We start from the raw sequence: 20232 nt of genomic DNA, 5'->3' as shown, positions 1-20232 counted from the left end.
AACCACCCATCGACAGGAGTACATCGATGTCCGAAGCCACCCGCACCGTCACCGTCGCCAGCGCGTCGGGGCTGCACGCCCGCCCCGCCTCCCTCTTCGTCCAGACCGTGACCGCGTCCGGCCACCAGGTCACCATCGCGAAGGGCGACAAGTCCGGCAACGCGGGCAGCATCCTCGCGCTCCTCGGCCTCGGCATCGAGAACGGCGACGAGGTCACCCTGACGGTCTCGGGCGACGACGCCGAGACGACCGCGGACAGCCTGGTCGAGTTCCTGAAGACGGACCACGACGCGGCCTGATCGCGCGGGGCGCGTCCCGGACGCGACCACGAGACGGACGGGGGGGGGGGGGGCGGGGGGGGGCCCCCCCGCCCCGCCCCCGGCCGGGGGGGGGGGGGGGGCGGGCGCCGCCCCCCCCCCCCCCCGTCCGTCGTCCGGTCGCCCCTACTGCCCGAGTGGCGGGATCGGGCGCAGCTCGCCCCAGGCGAAGGCACTCTCGGCGATGAAGTCCTGCAGGTCATCGGCGATCTTCAGGAGCATCTCCTGCTCGCCTTCCTGGAGCCACAGCCAGGAATCGCCGTCGTCGCCGGCGATCGACCACGCGAGGACCATGCCCGCGTCGGCGATGTCTGTCTCGACCACGCGGCGGAGTCGTTCGAGCCCGTCGGTGTAGACCCAGAACTCGGCTCCGCGGAACTCGTCCGGACGCAGCATCTGCTCGGCCACGGGTCGGAACGCGGCGAGCACCTCGCCCACGGTCATCACGACGGTCACGGCGCGAGCCTACGACCGGCGCGTCCGTGTCGGCACCCGCCGATAGGGTGTTGTGCATGACACGCCTGCGCCTCGCATCCGTCAACGTGAACGGCATCCGTGCCGCGTTCCGGAAGGGGATGGGCGACTGGCTCGCCACCCGCGACGTCGACGTCCTCGCGCTGCAGGAGGTCCGTGCGTCGAGCGACGACCTCGCCGGGCTCCTCGGCGACGAGTGGGACATCGTGCACGACCCCGCGACCGCGAAGGGCCGCGCGGGCGTCGCGATCGCCTCGCGCCACAGCGCCCACGTGCACCGCGTCGCGCTCGGCGCGGACGACTTCGACTCCGCCGGCCGCTGGCTCGAGGCGGACTACGAGATCGGCGGCACCACGGTGACGGTCGTGTCGACGTACGTCCACTCGGGCGAGGTGGACACCCCGAAGCAGGACGAGAAGTGGAAGTTCCTCGACGCGATGACCGAGCGGCTGCCGGAGCTCCGCGCACACAACCCGCTCGCGGTCGTCGTCGGCGACCTCAACGTCGGGCACGACCAGCGGGACATCAAGAACTGGAAGGGCAACGTCAAGCGCGCCGGCTTCCTGCCCCGTGAGCGTGCCTACTTCTCGCGGTTCTTCGGCGAGCAGGGGGCCGAGGTCGAGGGTGCCGACGGCTCGACCGGTCCGGGCCTCGGGTGGGTCGACGTGGGCCGCGCCCAGGCCGGCGACGTCGAGGGCCCGTACACGTGGTGGTCGTGGCGCGGCCAGGCCTTCGACAACGACACGGGCTGGCGCATCGACTACCAGGTGGCGACCCCGGAGCTCGCCGCGAAGGTCACGCAGTACACGGTCGACCGCGCTGCCGCGTACGACCAGCGATGGTCCGACCACGCCCCCGTGGTCGTCGACTACGAACTCTGACCCGCTCCCCCACACGCTCCAGCACAGGACAGCACCATGACCAAGACGCGCATCTTCTCGGGCATCCAGCCCTCGGCCGGCTCCCTCCACCTCGGCAACTACATCGGCGCGCTCATGCAGTGGCGGACGCTGCTCGACGACCACGACGCGATCTACTGCGTCGTCGACATGCACGCCATCACCTCGCCGCAGGACCCGGCCGAGCTCCGCGCGAACACGCGGGCGACGGCCGCGCAGTACATCGCCTCGGGCATCGACCCGACGAAGGCGACGCTGTTCGTGCAGTCGCACGTGCCGGCGCACGCCGAGCTCGCCTGGGTCCTGAACACCCTGACCGGCTTCGGTGAGGCGAGCCGGATGACCCAGTTCAAGGACAAGTCCGCCCGGCAGGGTGCCGAGGCCGCGTCGGTCGGCCTCTTCACGTACCCGATCCTGATGGCGGCGGACATCCTGCTCTACGACACGAAGGTCGTGCCGGTGGGCGACGACCAGCGACAGCACGTCGAGCTCACGCGTGACCTCGCGGGGCGCTTCAACTCGCGGTTCGGCGACACGTTCGTCGTGCCGGAGGCCCGGATCCTCACCGACACGGCGCGGATCTACGACCTGCAGGACCCGACGAGCAAGATGAGCAAGTCGGCCGCGTCCGACAACGGCCTCATCCGACTGCTCGACGACCCGAAGCGCACCGCGAAGAAGATCCGCTCGGCGGTCACCGACACCGAGCGCGAGATCCGGGCCGACCGGCAGGCGAAGCCCGGTGTCACGAACCTGCTGTCGATCCTGTCGGCGTTCACCGGCACCGCGGTCGCCGACCTCGAGACGTCGTTCCAGGGCAAGGGCTACGGCGACCTGAAGGGCGAGGTCGCCGACGCCGTCGTTGCCGAGCTCGAACCGGTGCGCGCCCGCACGCTCGAGCTGCTCGACGACCCGGCCGAACTCGACCGACTGCTCGCGATCGGGGCGGACCGCGCTGAGTCGATCGCGTCCGAGACCCTCGCGCGGGTCTACGAGCGCATCGGCTTCGTGCCCCGCACCCGGCGCTGACCGTGCGCCCCGTCACGCTGTCGTCCGCCCGGGGGCACCGCGACGTGCCCCCCCGGGCGGACGCCGCGGCGATCACCGAGGCCTGTCAGGACCCGGACATCGTGCGCTGGACCACGATCCCGACGCCGTACACCGCCCGGGACGCCGCCACCTTCGTCGACGCGCTCGTCGGCCCGGGGTGGGCGTCCGACCGCGAGTACACGTGGGCGATCCGCCGGACCGGGTCCACCTGGCTCGAGGGGATCATCGGGTACCGCACCGCCCGACGCGACCTCGGCTTCTGGCTCGCACCCTCGGCACGCGGCGCCGGACTCATGCACGACGCGGTCGGCCTCGTGGTCGACTGGGCCTTCGCCGAGGGCGCCCCGGACGTCTACTGGGAGTGCTACGTCGGCAACACCGCCTCGGCCGCCGTCGCCCGCGCCTCGGGGTTCTCGTACACGGGCACCGGCGACGCGCTCGTGCCCGGACGCCAGGGCGCGCCGACCGCGGCGTGGAAGGGCCTGCGCCGCGCCGACGGGACGCCGGCGTCCGACCTCCCCTGGCCCATCGACCCGGACGGGGGACAGCGTGATGACGCGTCACCGACCGATCGCCGCTAGTCTCGGAACGTGACCGCGACACCCGCTCCGCCGGACCCGTCGGCATCCCCGGCGGCGCACTCCTCGGCGTCCCCGGCCGAGGTGCGTGCCATGCGCCGAGCCCTCGAGCTCGCGGCACTCGGCCCCGCGGTCGGCGACCACGTCCGCGTCGGCGCCGTCATCCTCTCGCCCGCGGGCGACGTCCTCGCCGAGGGGTGGCACAAGGGCGCCGGCACCCCGCACGCCGAGGTGGACGCACTGTCCAGGGTCGACCCGGCACACCTCGTCGGCGCGACCGCCGTTGTGACCCTCGAACCATGCAACCACACCGGTCGCACCGGGCCCTGCGCCGTCGCGCTGCTCGAGGCCGGTATCGGCCGCGTCGTGTACGCCGTCGACGACCCCGGTCCGGCAGCGCGCGGCGGTGCCGACCGCCTCCGTGCCGGCGGCGTCGACGTCCTGTCCGGTGTCCTCGCGGCCGAGGTCGAGGAGTTCCTCGAACGCTGGCTCCTGTCGGTGCGTCTCGGCCGCCCGTGGGTGACCGTCAAGTGGGCGTCGAGCCTCGACGGTCGGGCCGCCGCGGCCGACGGCACGAGCCGCTGGATCACCGGGGCCGCCGCACGCCAGCACGTCCACGAGCAGCGGGCAGCGCACGACGCGATCCTCGTCGGCACCGGCACCGTCCTCGCCGACGACCCGAGCCTGACCGCCCGGGGCGACGCGGGCGAGCTCCTCGCCGACCAGCCGGTCCCGGTCGTGTTCGGCGACCGCCCGGTCCCCCCGGACGCCGCCGTCCGCCGCCACCCGCGGGCACTCGTGACGATGCCCGGCCACGACCTCGCCGCCTCGCTCGGCGCCCTCCGCGCGCACGGAGTCCACTCGGTGTTCGTCGAGGGCGGTCCGACCGTCGCGTCGGCGCTCATCGCGGCGGGCCTCGTCGACGAGTACCTCGTCTACCTCGCGCCCGTGCTGCTCGGCGGCCCGCGTGTCGCCCTCGACGACGTCGGTGTGGGAAGCATCGGCGAGCGTCGCAGGTTGGACGTACTATCGACCACCAGCCTCGGCCCCGACCTGCTGGTCCGAGCCCGACCCCACCGCGCATCCCGCCCGGCGACGGCCGAGCCCGGGATCGCGGGGCCCCAGAACGACCGGAGCACCCCATGACCGATGCACTCACCTCCCCCACCCCCGGGAGCCCGGTCCAGTACGAGGTCTCGACGAACGTGCCCACGACGCACGGGACGTTCGAGATGCGCGCCTACCGCGATCTCGTGACCAGTGCGGAACACGTCGCCATCATCGCCACCGACCCCGCCGGCGCGAAGCCGGTCGACGGCGCGCTCGTGCGCGTGCACTCCGAGTGCCTGACGGGCGAGGCGTTCGGTTCGCTCAAGTGCGAGTGCGGCCCGCAGCTCGACGCCGCGCTCGACACGATCGCCGCCGAGGGTGGCGTCGTGATCTACCTGCGCGGGCAGGAGGGGCGCGGCATCGGACTCATCAACAAGCTCAAGGCCTACCGCCTGCAGGAGGACGGCCTCGACACGCTCGACGCCAACCTCGCGCTCGGCCTCCCCGCCGATTCCCGGGCGTACGGCGGTGCCGCCGGCATCCTCGCCGACCTCGGCATCACGAGTGTCCGGCTCCTGTCGAACAACCCCGAGAAGCGCCGCCAGCTCGAGGAGCACGGGATCACCGTGGAAGGACTCGTGCCGCTCGTGGTGGGCATCTCGGCGCAGAACGCCGGCTACCTCGACACGAAGCGCGACCGCATGGGACACCAGCTCCCCGCGCACCTCGAGGCGGGCAGCCCGCTCGCCTGAGGCGCGTCCGGCCCGCACTCGGGTGCTCCTGGGTGGATTCGCAGGTGCACGACATCTGTCGTACGATGGGGGCTTCCGTCACAAGCGGTCCCACCACCTCGAACCGAACGCACCCGATCGGTGTCCGCGCCACCCTGCGCGAACCGACCGGTGTCCGCCGTCCGGAACACCGCTGCGCTCCTCACGAGCGTCATCCTCGGAGTCCACTCACCCCATGTCCGCCGCACCGGCACCCGCAGCCCCGAAGACCGCAGGCAACCCGCGCTCCCGCGTCGTGATCGCCAGCCTCGTCGGCACGTCCATCGAGTTCTACGACTTCTACGTCTACGCCACCGCCGCGGTCCTCGTCTTCCCGACCCTCTTCTTCCCGAACGAGGACCCGACGGCCTCGCAGCTGTCCTCGTTCGTGACGTTCGCCCTCGCGTTCTTCGCCCGTCCGATCGGCTCGATCATCTTCGGCCACTTCGGTGACCGCGTCGGCCGCAAGGCGACCCTCGTGGCGTCCCTGCTGGTGATGGGCACCGCCACGTTCCTGATCGGCTGCCTGCCGACGTTCGCCTCGATCGGCATCTGGGCGCCGGTCCTGCTCGCCGTGATGCGCTTCGCCCAGGGCGTCGGCCTCGGTGGCGAGTGGTCGGGCGCGGCACTGCTCGCGACCGAGAACGCCCCGAAGGGCAAGCGCGGCGTGTTCGGCTCGATGCCGCAGCTCGGCGCGCCGATCGGCTTCCTGCTCGCGAACGGCCTGTTCATCGCGATCAACGCGGCGATGCCGGCCGGCGCGGACGGCACCCCGAACCCGGAGTTCCAGGCCTGGGGCTGGCGGATCCCGTTCCTGCTCTCCGCCGTCCTCGTCATCGTGGGCCTCTACGTGCGGTTCAAGCTCGTCGAGTCGACGGTGTTCCGGGGCGTCCAGGAGTCCGGTTCGGTCGCGAAGATCCCGCTCGGCCGGGTCTTCCGCACCTCGTGGCGCGCGGTCATCATCGGCACCTTCGGCATGGTCGCGACCTACGTCCTCTTCTACTTCATGACGACGTTCACCCTGTCCTACGGCACCACGGGCGCCGAGGCCGGCCCGCTCGTCCCGAAGATCGGCCTGGGCTACTCCCGCGGCGAGTTCCTCACCCTGCTCATGATCGGCGTGGTGTTCTTCGGCATCTTCACGCCGGTCGCCGGCTTCCTCGCCGACCGGTTCGGCCGTCGCCGCACCCTCATCCCGACGACGATCGGCATCGCGCTGTTCGGCCTGACGTTCCAGCTCTGGTTCGCCGCGTCCACCGGTCCGATCACGGTCGTCACGTTCCTCGTCGTCGGGCTGTCGCTGATGGGCCTGACGTTCGGTCCGATGGGCGCCCTGCTGCCGGAGCTCTTCCCGACGAACGTCCGGTACACCGGCTCGGCGATCGCCTACAACGTCGCGTCGATCCTCGGCGCGTCGCTCGCGCCGACCATCGCCCTGGCACTCTGGCAGCCGGACGGGGACATCTTCCTCGTCGGCCTGTACCTCACGATCGCCGCGGTGGTGACGCTCGTCGCCCTCCTGTTCGTGCGTGAGACGAAGAGCGCGGCACTCGACGCGGCGGACGCCGCGGGCGAACCGGACGCGGCACCGGTGGACGCGCGCGCCTGACGCGACCACCTCCGCAGACGGGAGGCGCGGTGCCAGCTGGCACCGCGCCTCCCGTCCGTCTGTGCTCCGGCCCGGCGGGCGCGGACTCGGAGCGACGATGTCGCTGTCGTACGACGTCGACGGTGTCGCACGTTGCAGACGCGCACTCTCGTGCGCGCTGTGGAACGACATCACCGACGTCGCACGACGTCGGTGATGTCGTTCCGGGTCGGCCCGCCATCGACCCGCGCCACCGACCGGCGCGTCAACCCAGATTGACACGGTCGGCGCGTCAATGTAGGTTGACGTCCGTGGACCGACCGACCATCACGAGCCTCGCCGCCGGCGCCGCCGGGGACGACCCGTTCTCGGCCCTGGCCAGTGTGCGCGAGCTCCGCCGTGAGCTCGACCGGACCGAGGAACTCGCTGCCCGACGAGCCCGGAACGCCGGCGCCTCGTGGCAGGAGATCGCGACGCTGCTCGGCGTCAGCCGACAGGCAGTGCACAAGAAGTACGGCAGAAACTAGGAACACGATGAGCCTCCCCTTCGCGCGACCCAAGAAGTCCGACGGTCCCCGCGCCACCTTCGGCCGCCTGCTGAGCTACCTGTTCGAGAACAAGCCCGCGATGGTCGTGATCATCGTGCTGAGCGTGCTCGGTGCCGGTGCCTCGCTCGCGCAGCCGCTCCTGGTCAACCAGGTCGTCACCGCCGTGCAGCGCGGCAACACGCTCAGCACCCTCGTGTGGCTCCTGGTCGTGCTCGTGGTCGTGTCCGGGCTCCTCAACGGTGTGCAGCACTTCCTGCTCCAGCGCGCGGGCGAGGGCGTCGTCCTCTCCACCCGCCGCAAGCTCATCGCGCGCATCCTCAACCTGCCCATCTCGGAGTTCGACACCCGGCGGACCGGTGACCTCGTCTCGCGGGTCGGCAGCGACACGACCCTGCTGCGCGCCGTGCTCACGCAGGGGCTCATCGAGTCGATCGGCGGGGCGCTGACGTTCCTCGGCGCGATCATCGCGATGGCGATCATCGACCCCCTGCTCCTCGGCATCACGGTGGTCATCGTGCTCGTCGCGATCGTCGTCGTCGGAGGCCTGAGCCGTCGCATCCGGATCGCGTCGAAGCGTGCGCAGGAGAAGGTCGGCGACCTCACTGCGGCGGTCGAGCGCGGCATCGGCGCCGTCCGGACCATCCGTGCCGCCGGCGCCACCGAGCGCGAGGTCGACGAGGTCGACGGCCACGCGACCGAGGCCTACCGTCGCGGCCTCGACATCGCGAAGATGTCCGCGTTCGTCGTCCCGGTCGCGAGCATCGTCATGCAGGTGGCGTTCATCGCCGTCCTCGGCGTCGGCGGCGCACAGGTCGCCGCGGGCACGATCACGATCGCGACCCTGATCACCTTCATCCTGCTGCTGTTCATGATGATCATGCCGCTCGGGCAGGCCATGGGCGCCGCCGTCGCCGTCGCGCAGGCGCTCGGCGCCCTCGGTCGCATCGAGGAGATCCTGCACCTGCCGACCGAGGCGCAGGACGACCAGGCGGTGCGCGTCGCCGCCGCCGTCGAGAGCGACGACGCGATCGCCTTCGAACACGTGTCGTTCCGGTACGCGCGCGCCGCACAGGCGTCGGCCGCCGACGGCGCCGACCCCGCCGTCGGTCCCGGAAGCGCGGATCGCCCCGCCGACGACAGCCCCGTCGACGACGTGGTGCTCCACGACGTGTCCTTCCGGGTGCCGCGCGGGTCGCGCGTCGCGCTCGTCGGGCCGTCCGGCGCCGGCAAGTCGACCACGCTCGCCCTCATCGAGCGGTTCTACGACCCGACCGACGGCGTGATCCGACTCGGCGGCGTCGACGTGCGCGGGCTCGACCGCGCCGAGCTCCGTGCCCAGATCGGGTACGTCGAGCAGGACGCGCCCGTGCTCGCCGGCACGATCCGCGCGAACCTGCTGCTCGGCTCACCGGACGCCACCGAGGACGACTGCGTCCGGGTGCTCGAGGCGGTCAACCTCGGCGAGGTGCTGCACCGCGACCCCCGCGGCCTCGACGCCCAGGTCGGCGAGGACGGCGTGATGCTCTCCGGCGGCGAGCGGCAGCGACTCGCGATCGCCCGGGCGCTCCTCGCCGCTCCCCCGATCCTGCTGCTCGACGAGTCGACCTCGTCGCTCGACGGCGTCAACGAGCAGAAGATGCGCCTCGCGATCGACGCCGTCGCCGAGGACCGCACGCTGCTCGTCATCGCGCACCGGCTGTCGACGGTCGTCGACTCCGACGTGATCGTCGTGCTCGAGCACGGCCGGGTCGTCGGGGTCGGCACCCACTCCGAGCTCGTCGAGTCCACGCCGCTCTACCGCGACCTCGCCAAGCACCAGCTGCTCGTCTGAGTCGGTCCGCGGCGGCCTGGGTCGCGGCCGCGACCGAGGCCGGGGTCGGGGTCGGGGTCGTGCGGCTCAGGCGGCGTGCGGGTCGGTCCCGGTGGTCAGAGGACCGCTCCCCCGGGGTTCGCGAGCCCCTCGTCCATGTCGCTGTGGTCGACGTGCCCGCCGGCCGCCCGGACCTCGTCGAGCGCCCGGGCGCTCCGGTCGTCGTCCACACCGACGACCAGGTCGTCGTACACCGCGACGTCGAACCCGGCAGCACGGGCGTCGAGCGCCGTCGCCCGGACGCAGTGGTCGGTGGCGATGCCGACGACGTCGACGGTGACGACCCGGTGCTCGGCGAGGACCTCGGGCAACCCGACACCGTCCTCGGTGCGCGCCTGGAACGCCGAGTAGTCCGGCGTCCCCTGCCCCTTGAGGACGTGGACGTCGATCACCGTGGTGTCGAGCCGTGGGTGGTACTCGGCCCCCGTCGTCCCGGCGACGCAGTGCACCGGCCAGGTCGTCTCGTAGTCCGGGCCCTCGGGACCGGCGAAGTGCCCGCCGTTGTCGTCGTCGCCGTGGTGCCAGTCACGGGACCCCACGATGAGGTCGTACTTGTCGGCGTGCCGGCCGAGGAAGGCGGTGATGCGCCGCGCGAGGTCGTCCCCGCCGGTCACCCCGAGCGCACCGCCCTCGGTGAAGTCGTTCTGGACGTCGACGACGAGGAGTGCCCTGGACATGTGACCATCCAACACCCGCGGGCTCAGGACCCGGTGAGCCGGCTCCCGCACGAGTACGTCGCCGCGGTCACCGCGTCGAGCGCCGGCAGCGCCGCCGCCCGTGACGACCCGATGGCGTAGAACGCGAAGGTCAGACGGGTGCCGTCGGCGGCGTCGATGTAGCCGCCGAGCGTGTTCGCGCTGTCGATCCAGCCGGTCTTCGCGTGCACCTTGCCGCGGGCGACGGCGTTCGCGCCGGTGAAGCGGCTCGCCAGCGTGCCCGACTGCCCCGACACGGGCAGGGCGTTCGCGAGCGTCCCCAGTCCCTTCGCGCCGGCCGCCACCTGCACCATGAGGTGGGCGACGAAGTTCGGCGACACGGCGTTCGCGGCGCTCTCCCCCGAGCCGTCCTTGATGACGATGCCGGACGGGTCGACGCCGTACGTCCCCAGCGCCGCCTGGTACACGGACGTCAGCGACGCGGCGGACCCGTTCGCGCCGGACTCCTTCGACGAGATCCGCGCGAGCATCTCGGCCAGCGTGTTGTCCGAGTTCGGGATCATCTGACCGATGAGCGTCGACACCGGCTGCGACGAGACCGTGGCGATCGTGTCCGAGCTGGTCGTCGCGCGCTGCACGACCTGCGCGTTCGCGGCACCGGCGACCCCGGCGTTCGCGAGGGCCGTCTTGAACAGCGCCCCGGCACGGCCGATGGGGTCCGTGGAGCGCGGCGAGGTCTGGGCACCGGGGTTCGCCCGGTCCCCGTCCACCATGAGCGCGGTGACCTCGGGCTGGTACCCGATCGTCCGTTCGCTGACGGGCCACGTCGGGTCCCAGGCGTCGGCGGCGCTCCAGTAGGTGCCGTCCGCGACGATCGTCGTGACCGGAGTGCTGCCGAGCTTCGCCTTGACCTGCTGGGCGAGCTGCGCGAGCGTCGGCGCCCCCGGGTAGACCGTGGCACCGCCGGCGGACAGGGTCGCGTCGCCGTGGCCGACGAGGGCGATCGCGCCGCCGGACTCCTTCGTCACGGTGGTCGGGATGCGGTGGTCGCCCCCGAGGACGGCCAGGGCGGTCGCCGTGGTCAGGGTCTTCATGACGCTGCCCGTCTGCGCGGCCTTGTCACCGTTCCGGGAGAACAGCACCTCGCCCGTCTTCGCGTTCATCACGTACCCCTCGAACGCGCCGAGGCCGCTCGCCGAGGCGGCGGTCGTGATGGTGCAGGTCCGGAGTGCGGACGGACCGGCGGCGTCGTCCGGCACCGTCCGGCCGCTCGGCGTCGGTGTCGGGGTGGGTGCGGTCGTCGTCGGCGTGGCGCTGCTCGACGTCGACGGTGTCGCCGTCGCCGCCGTCGTGGTCTCGGGCGTCGGCATGGTCGCCGCCGCCACGGCCACGGCGCCGCCGGAACCGAGCACGAGCACGGTCGCGAGGCCGCCCGCGATCCACGGGACCGGGCGTCGTGCGAACGAGGCGCGGACGGCGGTGCGCGCGGCGCGGAGGCGATCCGCGACGCCGCGCGGTGAGGGCTGCTGCTCGGACATCGCGAACGATCCTACGGAACTGCGGCAGGAGCCTCCAGGCCCTCTTCTCGGACCGCGGCGATCAGCGGGCCCTCGCGCGGGCGCCGTCGGCCCGGTACCGGACGCCGACCTGGCGGCGCGCCTCGTCCATGAGGGCCATGATCGCGATGGTCTCCTCGGGGTCCATCGGGCCGCCTTCGTGGGTGCCGGACTCGACCATGGACTCGAACGCGCGCGCCTCGTGCGCGTAGCCGGCGAGCTCCTCGCGGCCGTCGAACTCCTCGACCACACGGCCGTCGCGGTCGCGGAGCCGCCACGTCGTCGGGGTGAACCACGTCGAGTCGAGGTCGATGCGACCGTCCTCGCCGATGATCGAGGCCGTGTTCGGGCTCGCGAGATCGAGACCGAAGTGGAGCATCGACTGCGTGCCGCCCTCGTGCGTCAGGACGAGGCCCATCTGGGTGTCGACGCCCTGGTCGCTGAGGGTGCCGGCAGCGACGACCGACGTCGGGACACCGAGGACGTCCACGGCGAACGACACCGGGTAGATGCCGAGGTCGAGCAGGGCCCCGCCGCCGAGCTCCGGGTCGTTCAGGCGGTGTGCCGGATCGGACGGCAGCGCCTGGTGGTGGGTGGCCTCGACGAGTCGGACCCGGCCGATCCGCCCCTCGGAGACCAGCTCGCGGATCATCGCCATCTGCGGGAGGAAGCGCGTCCACATCGCCTCCATCACGGCGACGTCGGCGCGCCGCGCGGCGTCGACGACGCGCCTCGCCTCGTCCGCCGTGATCGTGAAGGCCTTCTCGACGAGGACGTGCTTGCCGGCCTCGATGGCGAGCAGGGCGTCCGCCGCGTGCCGCGAGTGCGGGGTCGCGACGTAGACGGCGTCCACCTCGTCGTCCGCGACGAGGTCCTCGTAGGAACCGTGTGCCCGCGGGATCGCGAACTCGGCCGCGAATGCCTCGGCACCCGCGGCCGTCCGACTGCCGACCGCGACGAACTCGATCCCCGCCGCCGTGCAGTCGCCCACGAAGGACCGTGCGATGCCGCCCGTACCGATGACTCCCCAGCGAACCGTCATGCCACCTGTCTACCAGTGCGTCCGGTCGGCACACCGCTGTCCACCTGCAGCACATTGGTATGGACCGCACGGCCGATTGCCAGCTAGCGTGCTGCTGCACCCCCGAACGGGGGTGCAGCGGTCGTGTCCGACGACCGCCCCACCAGCAGAAAGCGATCAGGTCTCCGCCATGCGCCGATCCGTCCTGTCCGCCGTCGCCACGAGCGCGGCGATCGTCCTCACCTCGACCCTCGTCGGCGTCACGCCGGCAGCTGCACACGGCTGGGGGTCGCCCGGACACGGGTGGACACCGCCAGGGCACTCGGCCGACGCCGGGCTGCAGCCGCGGACGCAGTTCACGATGGCGGCCGACGGGTCCTCCGGCAGGGCCCAGGGCGGCGAGGGCATCCCGAACATCGACTCGGTCAAGAAGACCATCGCCACCTACTACGGCGACCCCGGCACCGGGATCGCGAACCGCACGGACTCGCCGTACATCCGCGAGATGCGCTCCATCGTGGACCGCCAGAGCGCCCAGCTGCGGCGCATCCACGACGCGGCGGTCCGACGCGGCGAGAAGCCCGCGATCGTCCTCGACGCCGACGACACGACGCTGTGGACCTACGACATGGAGGTGGCGGACATGCACTTCGTGTTCGACCCGGCCCGTCAGGACGAGTGGGTGCAGGACGAGCGCTTCCCCGCCACGCCGTCGATGGTCGGGTTCGTGAACCGGGCACAGGCGCTCGGCTTCACGATCTTCGGGCTGACCGGTCGGAACGACGACCAGAAGGCCGCCACCGTCCAGAACCTGTCGAAGGTCGGCTACACCGCCTTCACGAACGACCGCTTCTTCACGAAGTGGACCGGGGTCGGCGCGTCCCAGCAGCCGTCGTACATCACCTGCGCCACCGCCAAGTGCACCACCGTCGAGTACAAGGCACTGACCCGGAAGCACATCGAGCAGGACCTCGGCTACGACATCGCCCTGAACATCGGCGACCAGTGGAGCGACCTGCAGGGCGGGTACGCCGACCGCTCCGTGAAGCTGCCGAACCCGACCTACTACCTGCCCTCGGCCGACCTGCCCGGCGTCTCCGAGCCGCGTCTGACGCCCCGCACGCACTTCACGATGGCCGCCGACGGCTCCTCGGGCGCCACCAAGAGCGGTGAGGGCATCCCGAACATCGACTCCGTCAAGAAGACCATCGCGACGTACTACGGCGACCCCGGCACCGGACTCGCGAACCGCACCGACTCCCCCTACATCCGCGAGATGCGCTCCATCGTGGCGAAGCAGGCACCCGTCGTCGCCGCACAGTGCGCCGTCGGCCGGAAGCTCCACCGCAACCCGGCCATCGTGCTCGACGCCGACGACACCACGCTGTGGACCTACGACATGGAGGTCGCCGACATGCACTTCGTGTTCGACCCCGCACTGCAGGACGAGTGGGTGCAGGACGAGCGCTTCCCCGCGACCCCGTCGATGACCTCGCTCGTGTCCGTCGCCCAGCGCTCCGGCTGCACGATCATCGGGCTCACCGGGCGTAACGACGACCAGAAGACCGCCACGATCGAGAACCTGCAGAAGGTCGGATACCCGCAGTTCCAGGCGACGCAACGCGGCACGCAGACGTACTACACGAAGTGGACCGGCGTCGGCGCCTCGCAGCAGCCGTCCTACATCACCTGCGCCGCGGCCAAGTGCACCACCGTTGAGTACAAGTCGCAGACGCGTGCGCACATCGAGTCGCGGTCGGGCGGCCGGTACGACGTCGTGGCGAACTTCGGCGACCAGTACAGCGACCTGCTCGGCGGCTCGGCCGACCGCAGCGTGAAGCTGCCGAACCCGACGTACTACCTGCCGTGACACGCACCCAGTGATGCCGAAAGCCCCGGTCAGACAGTGTCTGACCGGGGCTTCTCGGAGCCGCCTGTCGGAATCGAACCGACGACCTATTCATTACGAGTGAATCGCTCTGCCGACTGAGCTAAGGCGGCGGACGCTCCGTTGCCGGAGCGGCACGGGACACGACTATACAGGTTCAGACGAGCGAACGCGAAACGAGCGCGTCGAGGTCGGCGAAGGACCGTTCGAGCTCGTCGACGAGGTGCGTCTCCGACCCAGCGTCCGACCACTCCCACCACGCGTGACGGAGCGTGGCCAACGCCACGAGGGATGCCAGGCGCGCCCGACGGCGGCGCTCCGGGGGCGTGCCAGCGGCGTCCAGCGCGGCACCGGACGCTTCGCCTGCCGCCGCCGCGAACCGCGCCACGATCGCGCCTTCGATCGCCCCCTGGAACTCCTTCATGGACTCCATCCGCCTGCTGAAGAGCTCGGGAGCTGCCCGCAGCACCTGCTGCCGCTCCTCGATCAGTCCGCGCTCCTCGATGAGTTCGCGGGTCGAGTGCACGAGCAGCGCGCCGAGGTCGGCCAGCAGGTCTCCCGTCGGCCCGCCGGACACGAAGTCCGCCAGGGTTGCGTCGTCCGGCAGCGTCGGATCGTCGCCGAGGAGCGCGCCCTCCTTGTTCGGGAAGTAGTTGAAGAACGTCCGCGGCGAGACGTCGGCGCGGCGCGAGATCTCGTCGACGGTCACCGCGGGGAGGCCGTCCTCGATCGCGATGCGGAGCGCGGCCTGCTGGATCGCGAGTCGGGTGGCGCGGCGCTTCCGCTCGCGCAGACCGGGTTCTGCGTCGGACATGCCGTGATTGTCCCATGCGGGGAGGTGCGGACGGATGGGGAACGTCACAGGGTGCGGTTCGGGACGGACTGGAGGCGCGGTGCGGCTGCACACGTCGGCCTGCCCCTGGTGGGTGGCCGGGTCCCGCAGGTCGGCGGTTCCTGCGGCGGGCGCGGGGACACGGGTGGCGCCGGTCAACGGCTCGACCCGCTGGGGCGGCTCGCGCGGGTCGCGCGGGTCGCGCGGGTCAGGTGCTAGCGTGGGTCAACGGCTCGCGCGGGCGATCGTGACGAGCAGCGCCTCGAGCGCCAGCAACGCCGCCACGTTCGCGGCGATCCGCTGCCGGGCGAGGGCGATCGCGTCGAGCACCTCGAGCGCAGCGGCCGGCGTCACCGACTGCAGTGCGTGGTCGAGGTGTTCCCGCATCGCGAGGTTCACCGGTTCCGCGGGTGCCCCCAGCCCGAGCAGCAGCAGGTCGCGGTACAGCGACGAGACGTCGACGAGGATGCGGTCCAGGCCGTCCCGGAGGCTCCGTGTGGCACGACGCTTCTGGTCCTCTTCCAGCAGCCGCAGCTGCGAGCGGAGGGCCGGCGGGATCGTGCCGCCCGGCTCGATCCCGAGCGACCGGAGTGCGGCGTCGCGTTCCTCGGAGTCGCGCTGCTGCGTGATCGCCTTGGCGTCCTCGTCGGCGACGGCGAGCAGGTCGGCGGCAGCCATCACGGCGTCACCGACCGTCCGGACGCCGAGCACCGTTGTCAGGGTCCGACGCCGGCGGTCGCGGGCGTCCTCGCTCGTGGCGAGACGCTGTGCCATCCCGATGTGGCTCTGCGCCTGGCGCGCGGCGTCCATCGCGAGCGCACGGTCGACACCGGTGCGGGCGACGATGAGGTCGGCGACGGACTCGATGCCCGGCACGCGCAGGCGGACCGAGCGCACGCGTGACCGGATGGTGGGCAGGAGGTCGGCCTCGCTCGGGGCGCAGAGGATCCACACGGTGCGCTCCGGCGGTTCCTCGAGCGCCTTGAGCAGCAGGTTCGAGGTGCGTTCCGTCATGCGGTCGGCGTCCTCGATGATCACCACGCGGTACCGCCCGACCGAGGGCGAGTAGTGCGACGAGGTCACCAGCTGCCGGATCTCGTCGATGGTGATGATGACCCGCTGCGTGGTCAGGACCGAGACGTCGGGATGGGTCTTCGCGGTGATCTGCTGGAGGGTGTGGTCGTCGTCCGGGCCGTTGCCGACGAGGGCGGCGGCGAAGGCGGAAGCCACGTTCGACCGACCGGACCCGGGTGGCCCGGTGATGAGCCACGAGTGCGTCATGCCGCCGGTGCCGTCGGGCGACTCGGCCGCGTTGCGGAGCGACGCGACCGCTTCCTCTTGCCCGGTCAGGCCGTCCCACACGCTCACGGGATCATCCTGCCAGTCGCCACCGTCATCCCTCGACGATCCCGACCAGCGGGGCGACCGCTGTTCGGATCGCACGCTGGACGTCCGCCGCGGGCAGCGCGGCGTCGACGACGAGGAAGCGCTCGGGCTCGGCGGCGGCCATGTCGAGGAAGGCCCGGCGGACCGTCTCGTGGAACGCCTCGGCCTCGGACTCGAGCCGGTCGAAGGTGTCCCCACGCGCCGCAGCGACGCGCGCACGTCCGAGCGAGACGTCGAGGTCGAGCAGGATCGTGCGGTCCGGCGCGAGCCCGCCGGCGGCCCAGTCGGACACCGAGCGGATGTGCTCGGCACCGAGGCCGCGGGCCACGCCCTGGTACGCCACCGACGAGTCGATGTAGCGGTCCTGCAGCACGACGTCGCCACGCGCGATCGCGGGACGCACGAGCGTCTCGACGTGGTGCGCCCGGTCGGCCGCGTAGAGGAGCGCCTCGGCCCGGGGCGCGACGTGACCCCGCTCGTGCAGGACGATCTCGCGGATCCGGGTGCCGAGGTCCGTCCCGCCGGGCTCGCGCGTTCGCACCACGGTCCGACCGTGCTCCTCGAGCCAGTCGGTCAGCAGCTCCGCCTGCGTCGTCTTGCCCGCACCGTCGCCGCCCTCGAGCGTGATGAACCGGCCGGTCACTTCTTCTTGGCCGCCGGCTTCCGCGCCGGCGCCTTCTTCTTGACCGGGCCCTTGGCGCGCTTGTCGGCGATGAGCTGCACGGCACGCGCGTGGTCGACCGCCTCGACGTCCTCGCCGCGCGGGATCGTCGCGTTGGTCTCGCCGTCGGTGACGTAGGGACCGAACCGGCCGTCCTTCATCTTGATCGGCTTGCCGGACACCGGGTCGGCGTCGAACTCCTTGAGCGCAGCACTCGCGGCACGGCGGCCGCCGTACTTCGGCTGTGCGAAGAGCTCGAGCGCGCCGGGCAGGTCGACGTCGAAGATCGCGTCCTCGGAGGGCAGCGTCCGGGTGTCCGTGCCCTTCTTGAGGTAGGGGCCGTAGCGGCCGTTCTGCGCGGTGATGTCGTCGCCGGACTCCGGGTCCTTGCCGACGACCCGGGGCAGGTCGAGCAGCTTGAGCGCGGTCTCGAGGTCGACCGTCTGCGGGTCCATCGACTTGAAGAGCGACGCGGTGCGCTCCTTCGGGGCGGCGGCCTTCTTCGTGGTCTTCTTCGCCGGCGCCTTCTTCGCGGCGGCACCCTTCGCGGTGGTCTTCGCCGCCGGCTCCGCCTCGGCGGCGGCCGGTGCGGCCTGCGCGTCGAGGACCTCGCCGGTCGCGGGGTCGACCGCGGCCTCGGGCTCCGGGGTGCGCTCGGTCACGTACGGACCGAACCGGCCGTCCTTCGCGAGGACCTCCTTGCCGGTCTCGGGGTTGATGCCGACCACGCGGTCGCCGAGCACCGGCGCGTCCACGAGCTCGCGTGCCTTCTCGGCGGTGAGCTCGTCGGGCGCGAGGTCCTCGGGCACGTTGACGCGACGGGGCTTCTCGGGATCGTCGCCCGGCACCTCGATGTAGGGGCCGTACCGACCGATGCGCAGGGTGAGTCCCGGTGCGAGCTCGACCGAGTTGATCTCGCGCGCGTCGATCTCGCCGAGGTTGTCGATGACCGTCCGGAGGCCGCGGTGGTCGCCGCCGCCGAAGTAGAACTCCTTGAGCCAGTCGACGCGGTCGGCGTCGCCGTTCGCGATCCGGTCGAGGTCGGCTTCCATGTCGGCCGTGAACTGGTACTGCACGAGGTCACCGAAGTAGTCCTCGAGCAGCCGGACCACGCTGAACGCGATCCAGTTCGGCACGAGCTGGGTCCCTCGGAGGGACACGTAGCCGCGGTCGATGATCGTCGGGCTGATCGTCGGGAACGTCGACGGACGACCGATGTCGAGGTCCTCGAGGGTCTTGATGAGGCTCGCCTCGGTGTAGCGGGGCGGCGGCGTGGTGTCGTGCCCCTTGGCGAGGACGTCGTCGACGGTGAGGTGCTCGCCTTCCTTGACGTCGGGCAGGGCGACGTCGTTGCCCGAGCGGTCCGACGACTCGTGGCGGTCCTCGTCCTTGCCTTCCTCGTAGGCGTTGAGGAACCCGCGGAAGGTGATGACGGTGCCGGACGCCGTGAACTCGGCGTCGGTGCCGTTCGCCGTCGACGGGATGCCCTCGACCGACTCGGTGGAGGAGATGCCGAGGACGATCGACGCCGTGGAGCCCTTCGCGTCCGCCATCTGCGAGGCGATCGTGCGCTTCCAGATGAGGTCGTAGAGACGCCACTCGACACCGGTCAGGGTGCCCTCGAGCTGGGACGGGGTCCGGAAGGTGTCGCCCGCCGGACGGATCGCCTCGTGCGCTTCCTGCGCGTTCTTGCTCTTGCTCGCGTAGACGCGCGGCTTGTCCGGCACGGTCGCCGCGCCGTAGAGGTCGGCAGCCTGCTTGCGCGCGGCGTCGAGCGCCTGCTTCGACAGGTTGACCGAGTCGGTACGGATGTAGGTGATGTACCCGTTCTCGTACAGCGTCTGCGCGGCACGAGCGGTCTGCCGCGGCGACAGACGGAGCTTGCGCGCCGCCTCCTGCTGCATGGTCGACGTCGTGAACGGCGCGGCAGGTCGGCGGGTGTAGGGCTTCGACTCGACGCTGCGCACGGTGGCGTCACCGGCGCGTTCGATGACGGTCGTGAGCGCGGCGGCGGCGGCTTCGTCGAGGCGGACGGCCTCGCCCTTCAGCTCACCGCGGTCGTCGAAGTCACGACCGGAGGCGACACGGGTCCCCTGGACACGGGCGAGTCGAGCGGTGAAGGCGGCGTCGCCCTCCTTCTCGAAGCGTGCACTGAGGTCCCAGTAGTTGGCGGAGACGAACGCGAGGCGCTCGCGTTCGCGGTCCACGACGAGACGCGTGGCGGCGGACTGCACCCGGCCCGCGGAGAGCCCCGGACCGATCTTGCGCCAGAGCACGGGCGAGACCTCGTAGCCGTAGAGACGGTCGAGGATGCGACGGGTCTCCTGGGCGTCGACGAGGGCGGTGTCGAGCTCACGGGTGGCTTCCTGCGCGCGCTGGATCGCCTCCTTCGTGATCTCGTGGAACACCATGCGCTTGACGGGCACCTTGGGCTTCAGCACCTGGAGCAGGTGCCACGCGATGGCCTCGCCCTCGCGGTCCTCATCAGTTGCGAGGTAGAGCTCGTCGGCTTCCTTGAGGGCACGCTTCAGCTCGGAGACCGTCTTCTTCTTGGCGTCCGAGACGACGTAGTAGGGCTCGAAGCCGTTGTCGACGTCCACCGAGAACTTGCCGAGCGAGCCCTTCTTGAGCTCGGCAGGGAGGTTCTTGGGCTCGACGAGGTCCCGGATGTGTCCGACGGACGCCTGGACCTCGTATCCGTCACCGAGGTATTGCGCGATCGTCTTGGCCTTCGCGGGGCTCTCGACGATGACGAGCTTCTTCGTGCCTGGCACGTGTCTCCTTGATCGATGGTGCGCGTCGGCCCTGGACGACGAGCGCGTCCGGGTCGACCGGGGCACCGATGACCGGGGGCCGACAGGCACACCATACACATAGTGTTCGGGCTGGTCGTCCGCCGGACCGGCGACGGCGACTGCGCCCACGGCGAACGGTCCGCCGCCGACCAGGACGCGGACGCGGGCGGCGGCAGCGGCGGTCACGCAGGTGTCGAGCGTCGCCTCGTTCCGCGCTGCGACGCGTGCTGCGACCCCGCACGGTTCGCCGGGGACGAGCCCGACGACGGCCGCCGCGGCCGCGAGCGCCGAGG

Annotated in this window: 18 protein-coding genes, 1 tRNA gene and 1 pseudogene; 11 read left to right on the top strand and 9 right to left on the bottom strand. The window is 71.6% G+C overall.

Translation table 11 applies throughout. From position 1 onward, the window contains the following. Window positions 1–26: 26 nt before the first annotated feature. Complete coding sequence (locus tag ACNQOV_RS12415; RefSeq protein WP_022905912.1) at window positions 27–299, top strand: HPr family phosphocarrier protein; 273 nt, start codon at window positions 27–29, stop codon at window positions 297–299. 144 nt (window positions 300–443) lie between these two features. Here the strand turns inward: ACNQOV_RS12415 and ACNQOV_RS12410 are convergent, their stop codons facing one another. Continuing rightward, the gene (locus ACNQOV_RS12410; protein WP_416394787.1) at window positions 444–773 is read right to left on the bottom strand and encodes a hypothetical protein; all 330 of its coding nucleotides are present in this window, start codon (window positions 771–773) and stop codon (window positions 444–446) included. Window positions 774–829: 56 nt separating this feature from the next. Here ACNQOV_RS12410 and ACNQOV_RS12405 point away from each other — a divergent pair, with 56 nt between their 5' ends. The 8 genes and pseudogenes from ACNQOV_RS12405 to ACNQOV_RS12370 all read left to right on the top strand — a co-directional run bounded on the left by ACNQOV_RS12405 (window position 830) and on the right by ACNQOV_RS12370 (window position 9105). Further along, window positions 830–1672 carry an exodeoxyribonuclease III gene (locus ACNQOV_RS12405; protein ID WP_022905914.1) on the top strand — a complete coding sequence of 281 codons (843 nt, stop codon included), beginning with the start codon at window positions 830–832 and terminating at the stop codon, window positions 1670–1672. A 36-nt stretch (window positions 1673–1708) separates the two neighbouring features. Then, window positions 1709–2719 (top strand): tryptophan--tRNA ligase, encoded by a 1011-nt coding sequence (gene trpS / locus ACNQOV_RS12400; RefSeq protein ID WP_416394784.1) that lies wholly within the window; start codon window positions 1709–1711, stop codon window positions 2717–2719. A 44-nt stretch (window positions 2720–2763) separates the two neighbouring features. Then, window positions 2764–3321 carry a GNAT family N-acetyltransferase gene (locus tag ACNQOV_RS12395; RefSeq protein WP_416394782.1) on the top strand — a complete coding sequence of 186 codons (558 nt, stop codon included), beginning with the start codon at window positions 2764–2766 and terminating at the stop codon, window positions 3319–3321. Window positions 3322–3411: 90 nt separating this feature from the next. After that, window positions 3412–4464, top strand: a complete 1053-nt coding sequence (ribD, locus tag ACNQOV_RS12390; RefSeq protein ID WP_022907342.1) for a bifunctional diaminohydroxyphosphoribosylaminopyrimidine deaminase/5-amino-6-(5-phosphoribosylamino)uracil reductase RibD — start codon at window positions 3412–3414, stop codon at window positions 4462–4464. Window positions 4465–4475: 11 nt separating this feature from the next. Continuing rightward, window positions 4476–5120, top strand: a pseudogene (ribA, locus tag ACNQOV_RS12385) (GTP cyclohydrolase II); the annotation flags it as partial. A gap of 214 nt (window positions 5121–5334) precedes the next feature. Further along, window positions 5335–6747 carry an MFS transporter gene (locus ACNQOV_RS12380; protein WP_416394780.1) on the top strand — a complete coding sequence of 471 codons (1413 nt, stop codon included), beginning with the start codon at window positions 5335–5337 and terminating at the stop codon, window positions 6745–6747. 290 nt (window positions 6748–7037) lie between these two features. Further along, window positions 7038–7253, top strand: coding sequence for a hypothetical protein (locus ACNQOV_RS12375; protein WP_022907338.1), 216 nt, complete (start codon window positions 7038–7040; stop codon window positions 7251–7253). A gap of 7 nt (window positions 7254–7260) precedes the next feature. Next, window positions 7261–9105 (top strand): ABC transporter ATP-binding protein, encoded by a 1845-nt coding sequence (locus tag ACNQOV_RS12370; protein ID WP_416394778.1) that lies wholly within the window; start codon window positions 7261–7263, stop codon window positions 9103–9105. A gap of 95 nt (window positions 9106–9200) precedes the next feature. Here the strand turns inward: ACNQOV_RS12370 and ACNQOV_RS12365 are convergent, their stop codons facing one another. The 3 genes from ACNQOV_RS12365 to ACNQOV_RS12355 form a co-directional block, all read right to left on the bottom strand. After that, the gene (locus ACNQOV_RS12365) at window positions 9201–9821 is read right to left on the bottom strand and encodes an isochorismatase family protein (protein ID WP_416394776.1); all 621 of its coding nucleotides are present in this window, start codon (window positions 9819–9821) and stop codon (window positions 9201–9203) included. A 23-nt stretch (window positions 9822–9844) separates the two neighbouring features. After that, window positions 9845–11338 carry a D-alanyl-D-alanine carboxypeptidase/D-alanyl-D-alanine-endopeptidase gene (dacB, locus tag ACNQOV_RS12360; protein ID WP_416394774.1) on the bottom strand — a complete coding sequence of 498 codons (1494 nt, stop codon included), beginning with the start codon at window positions 11336–11338 and terminating at the stop codon, window positions 9845–9847. 61 nt (window positions 11339–11399) lie between these two features. Further along, on the bottom strand, window positions 11400–12398 hold the full coding sequence (locus tag ACNQOV_RS12355; protein WP_416394772.1) for a Gfo/Idh/MocA family protein: 999 nt from the start codon (window positions 12396–12398) through the stop codon (window positions 11400–11402). A 169-nt stretch (window positions 12399–12567) separates the two neighbouring features. Between ACNQOV_RS12355 and ACNQOV_RS12350 the strand changes: the two genes are divergently transcribed. After that, on the top strand, window positions 12568–14247 hold the full coding sequence (locus ACNQOV_RS12350; RefSeq protein ID WP_416394770.1) for an HAD family acid phosphatase: 1680 nt from the start codon (window positions 12568–12570) through the stop codon (window positions 14245–14247). Between the two features lie 58 nt (window positions 14248–14305). Here ACNQOV_RS12350 and ACNQOV_RS12345 read toward each other — a convergent pair. The 5 genes from ACNQOV_RS12345 to topA all read right to left on the bottom strand — a co-directional run bounded on the left by ACNQOV_RS12345 (window position 14306) and on the right by topA (window position 19918). Then, a tRNA-Thr gene (locus ACNQOV_RS12345) sits at window positions 14306–14378 on the bottom strand. A 44-nt stretch (window positions 14379–14422) separates the two neighbouring features. Next, on the bottom strand, window positions 14423–15079 hold the full coding sequence (locus ACNQOV_RS12340) for a TetR/AcrR family transcriptional regulator (RefSeq protein ID WP_416394768.1): 657 nt from the start codon (window positions 15077–15079) through the stop codon (window positions 14423–14425). Between the two features lie 243 nt (window positions 15080–15322). Further along, window positions 15323–16465: a DNA polymerase III subunit delta' gene (locus ACNQOV_RS12335; protein WP_416394766.1), complete on the bottom strand. Its 1143-nt coding sequence runs from the start codon at window positions 16463–16465 to the stop codon at window positions 15323–15325. Between the two features lie 25 nt (window positions 16466–16490). Beyond that, entirely contained in the window at window positions 16491–17126 is a 636-nt protein-coding gene (tmk, locus tag ACNQOV_RS12330) for a dTMP kinase (protein ID WP_402268341.1), read from the bottom strand. Further along, window positions 17123–19918, bottom strand: coding sequence for a type I DNA topoisomerase (topA, locus tag ACNQOV_RS12325; protein WP_416394764.1), 2796 nt, complete (start codon window positions 19916–19918; stop codon window positions 17123–17125). Before topA ends, tmk begins: the two co-directional genes overlap by 4 nt. Window positions 19919–20020: 102 nt before the next feature. On the opposite strand from topA, the gene ACNQOV_RS12320 reads away from it, so the two are divergent. Then, window positions 20021–20232 (top strand): hypothetical protein (locus tag ACNQOV_RS12320; RefSeq protein ID WP_416394762.1); only part of this gene is annotated, 212 nt, incomplete at its 3' end.

Source organism: Curtobacterium sp. LFS084 (genome assembly GCF_047977705.1).
GTDB lineage: Bacteria > Actinomycetota > Actinomycetes > Actinomycetales > Microbacteriaceae > Curtobacterium.
This window is presented reverse-complemented; position numbering and strand designations above follow the sequence as displayed.

Excerpts from the sequence above, each read along its gene's own strand:
- ACNQOV_RS12415 (WP_022905912.1), top strand. The coding sequence starts at position 27 with ATGTCCGAAGCCACCCGCACCGTCACCGTCGCCAGCGCGTCGGGGCTG.
- ACNQOV_RS12405 (WP_022905914.1), top strand. The coding sequence starts at position 830 with ATGACACGCCTGCGCCTCGCATCCGTCAACGTGAACGGCATCCGTGCC.
- trpS (WP_416394784.1), top strand. The coding sequence starts at position 1,709 with ATGACCAAGACGCGCATCTTCTCGGGCATCCAGCCCTCGGCCGGCTCC.
- ribD (WP_022907342.1), top strand. The coding sequence starts at position 3,412 with ATGCGCCGAGCCCTCGAGCTCGCGGCACTCGGCCCCGCGGTCGGCGAC.
- ACNQOV_RS12380 (WP_416394780.1), top strand. The coding sequence starts at position 5,335 with ATGTCCGCCGCACCGGCACCCGCAGCCCCGAAGACCGCAGGCAACCCG.
- ACNQOV_RS12370 (WP_416394778.1), top strand. The coding sequence starts at position 7,261 with ATGAGCCTCCCCTTCGCGCGACCCAAGAAGTCCGACGGTCCCCGCGCC.
- ACNQOV_RS12365 (WP_416394776.1), bottom strand. The coding sequence starts at position 9,821 with ATGTCCAGGGCACTCCTCGTCGTCGACGTCCAGAACGACTTCACCGAG.
- dacB (WP_416394774.1), bottom strand. The coding sequence starts at position 11,338 with ATGTCCGAGCAGCAGCCCTCACCGCGCGGCGTCGCGGATCGCCTCCGC.
- ACNQOV_RS12355 (WP_416394772.1), bottom strand. The coding sequence starts at position 12,398 with ATGACGGTTCGCTGGGGAGTCATCGGTACGGGCGGCATCGCACGGTCC.
- ACNQOV_RS12350 (WP_416394770.1), top strand. The coding sequence starts at position 12,568 with ATGCGCCGATCCGTCCTGTCCGCCGTCGCCACGAGCGCGGCGATCGTC.
- ACNQOV_RS12340 (WP_416394768.1), bottom strand. The coding sequence starts at position 15,079 with ATGTCCGACGCAGAACCCGGTCTGCGCGAGCGGAAGCGCCGCGCCACC.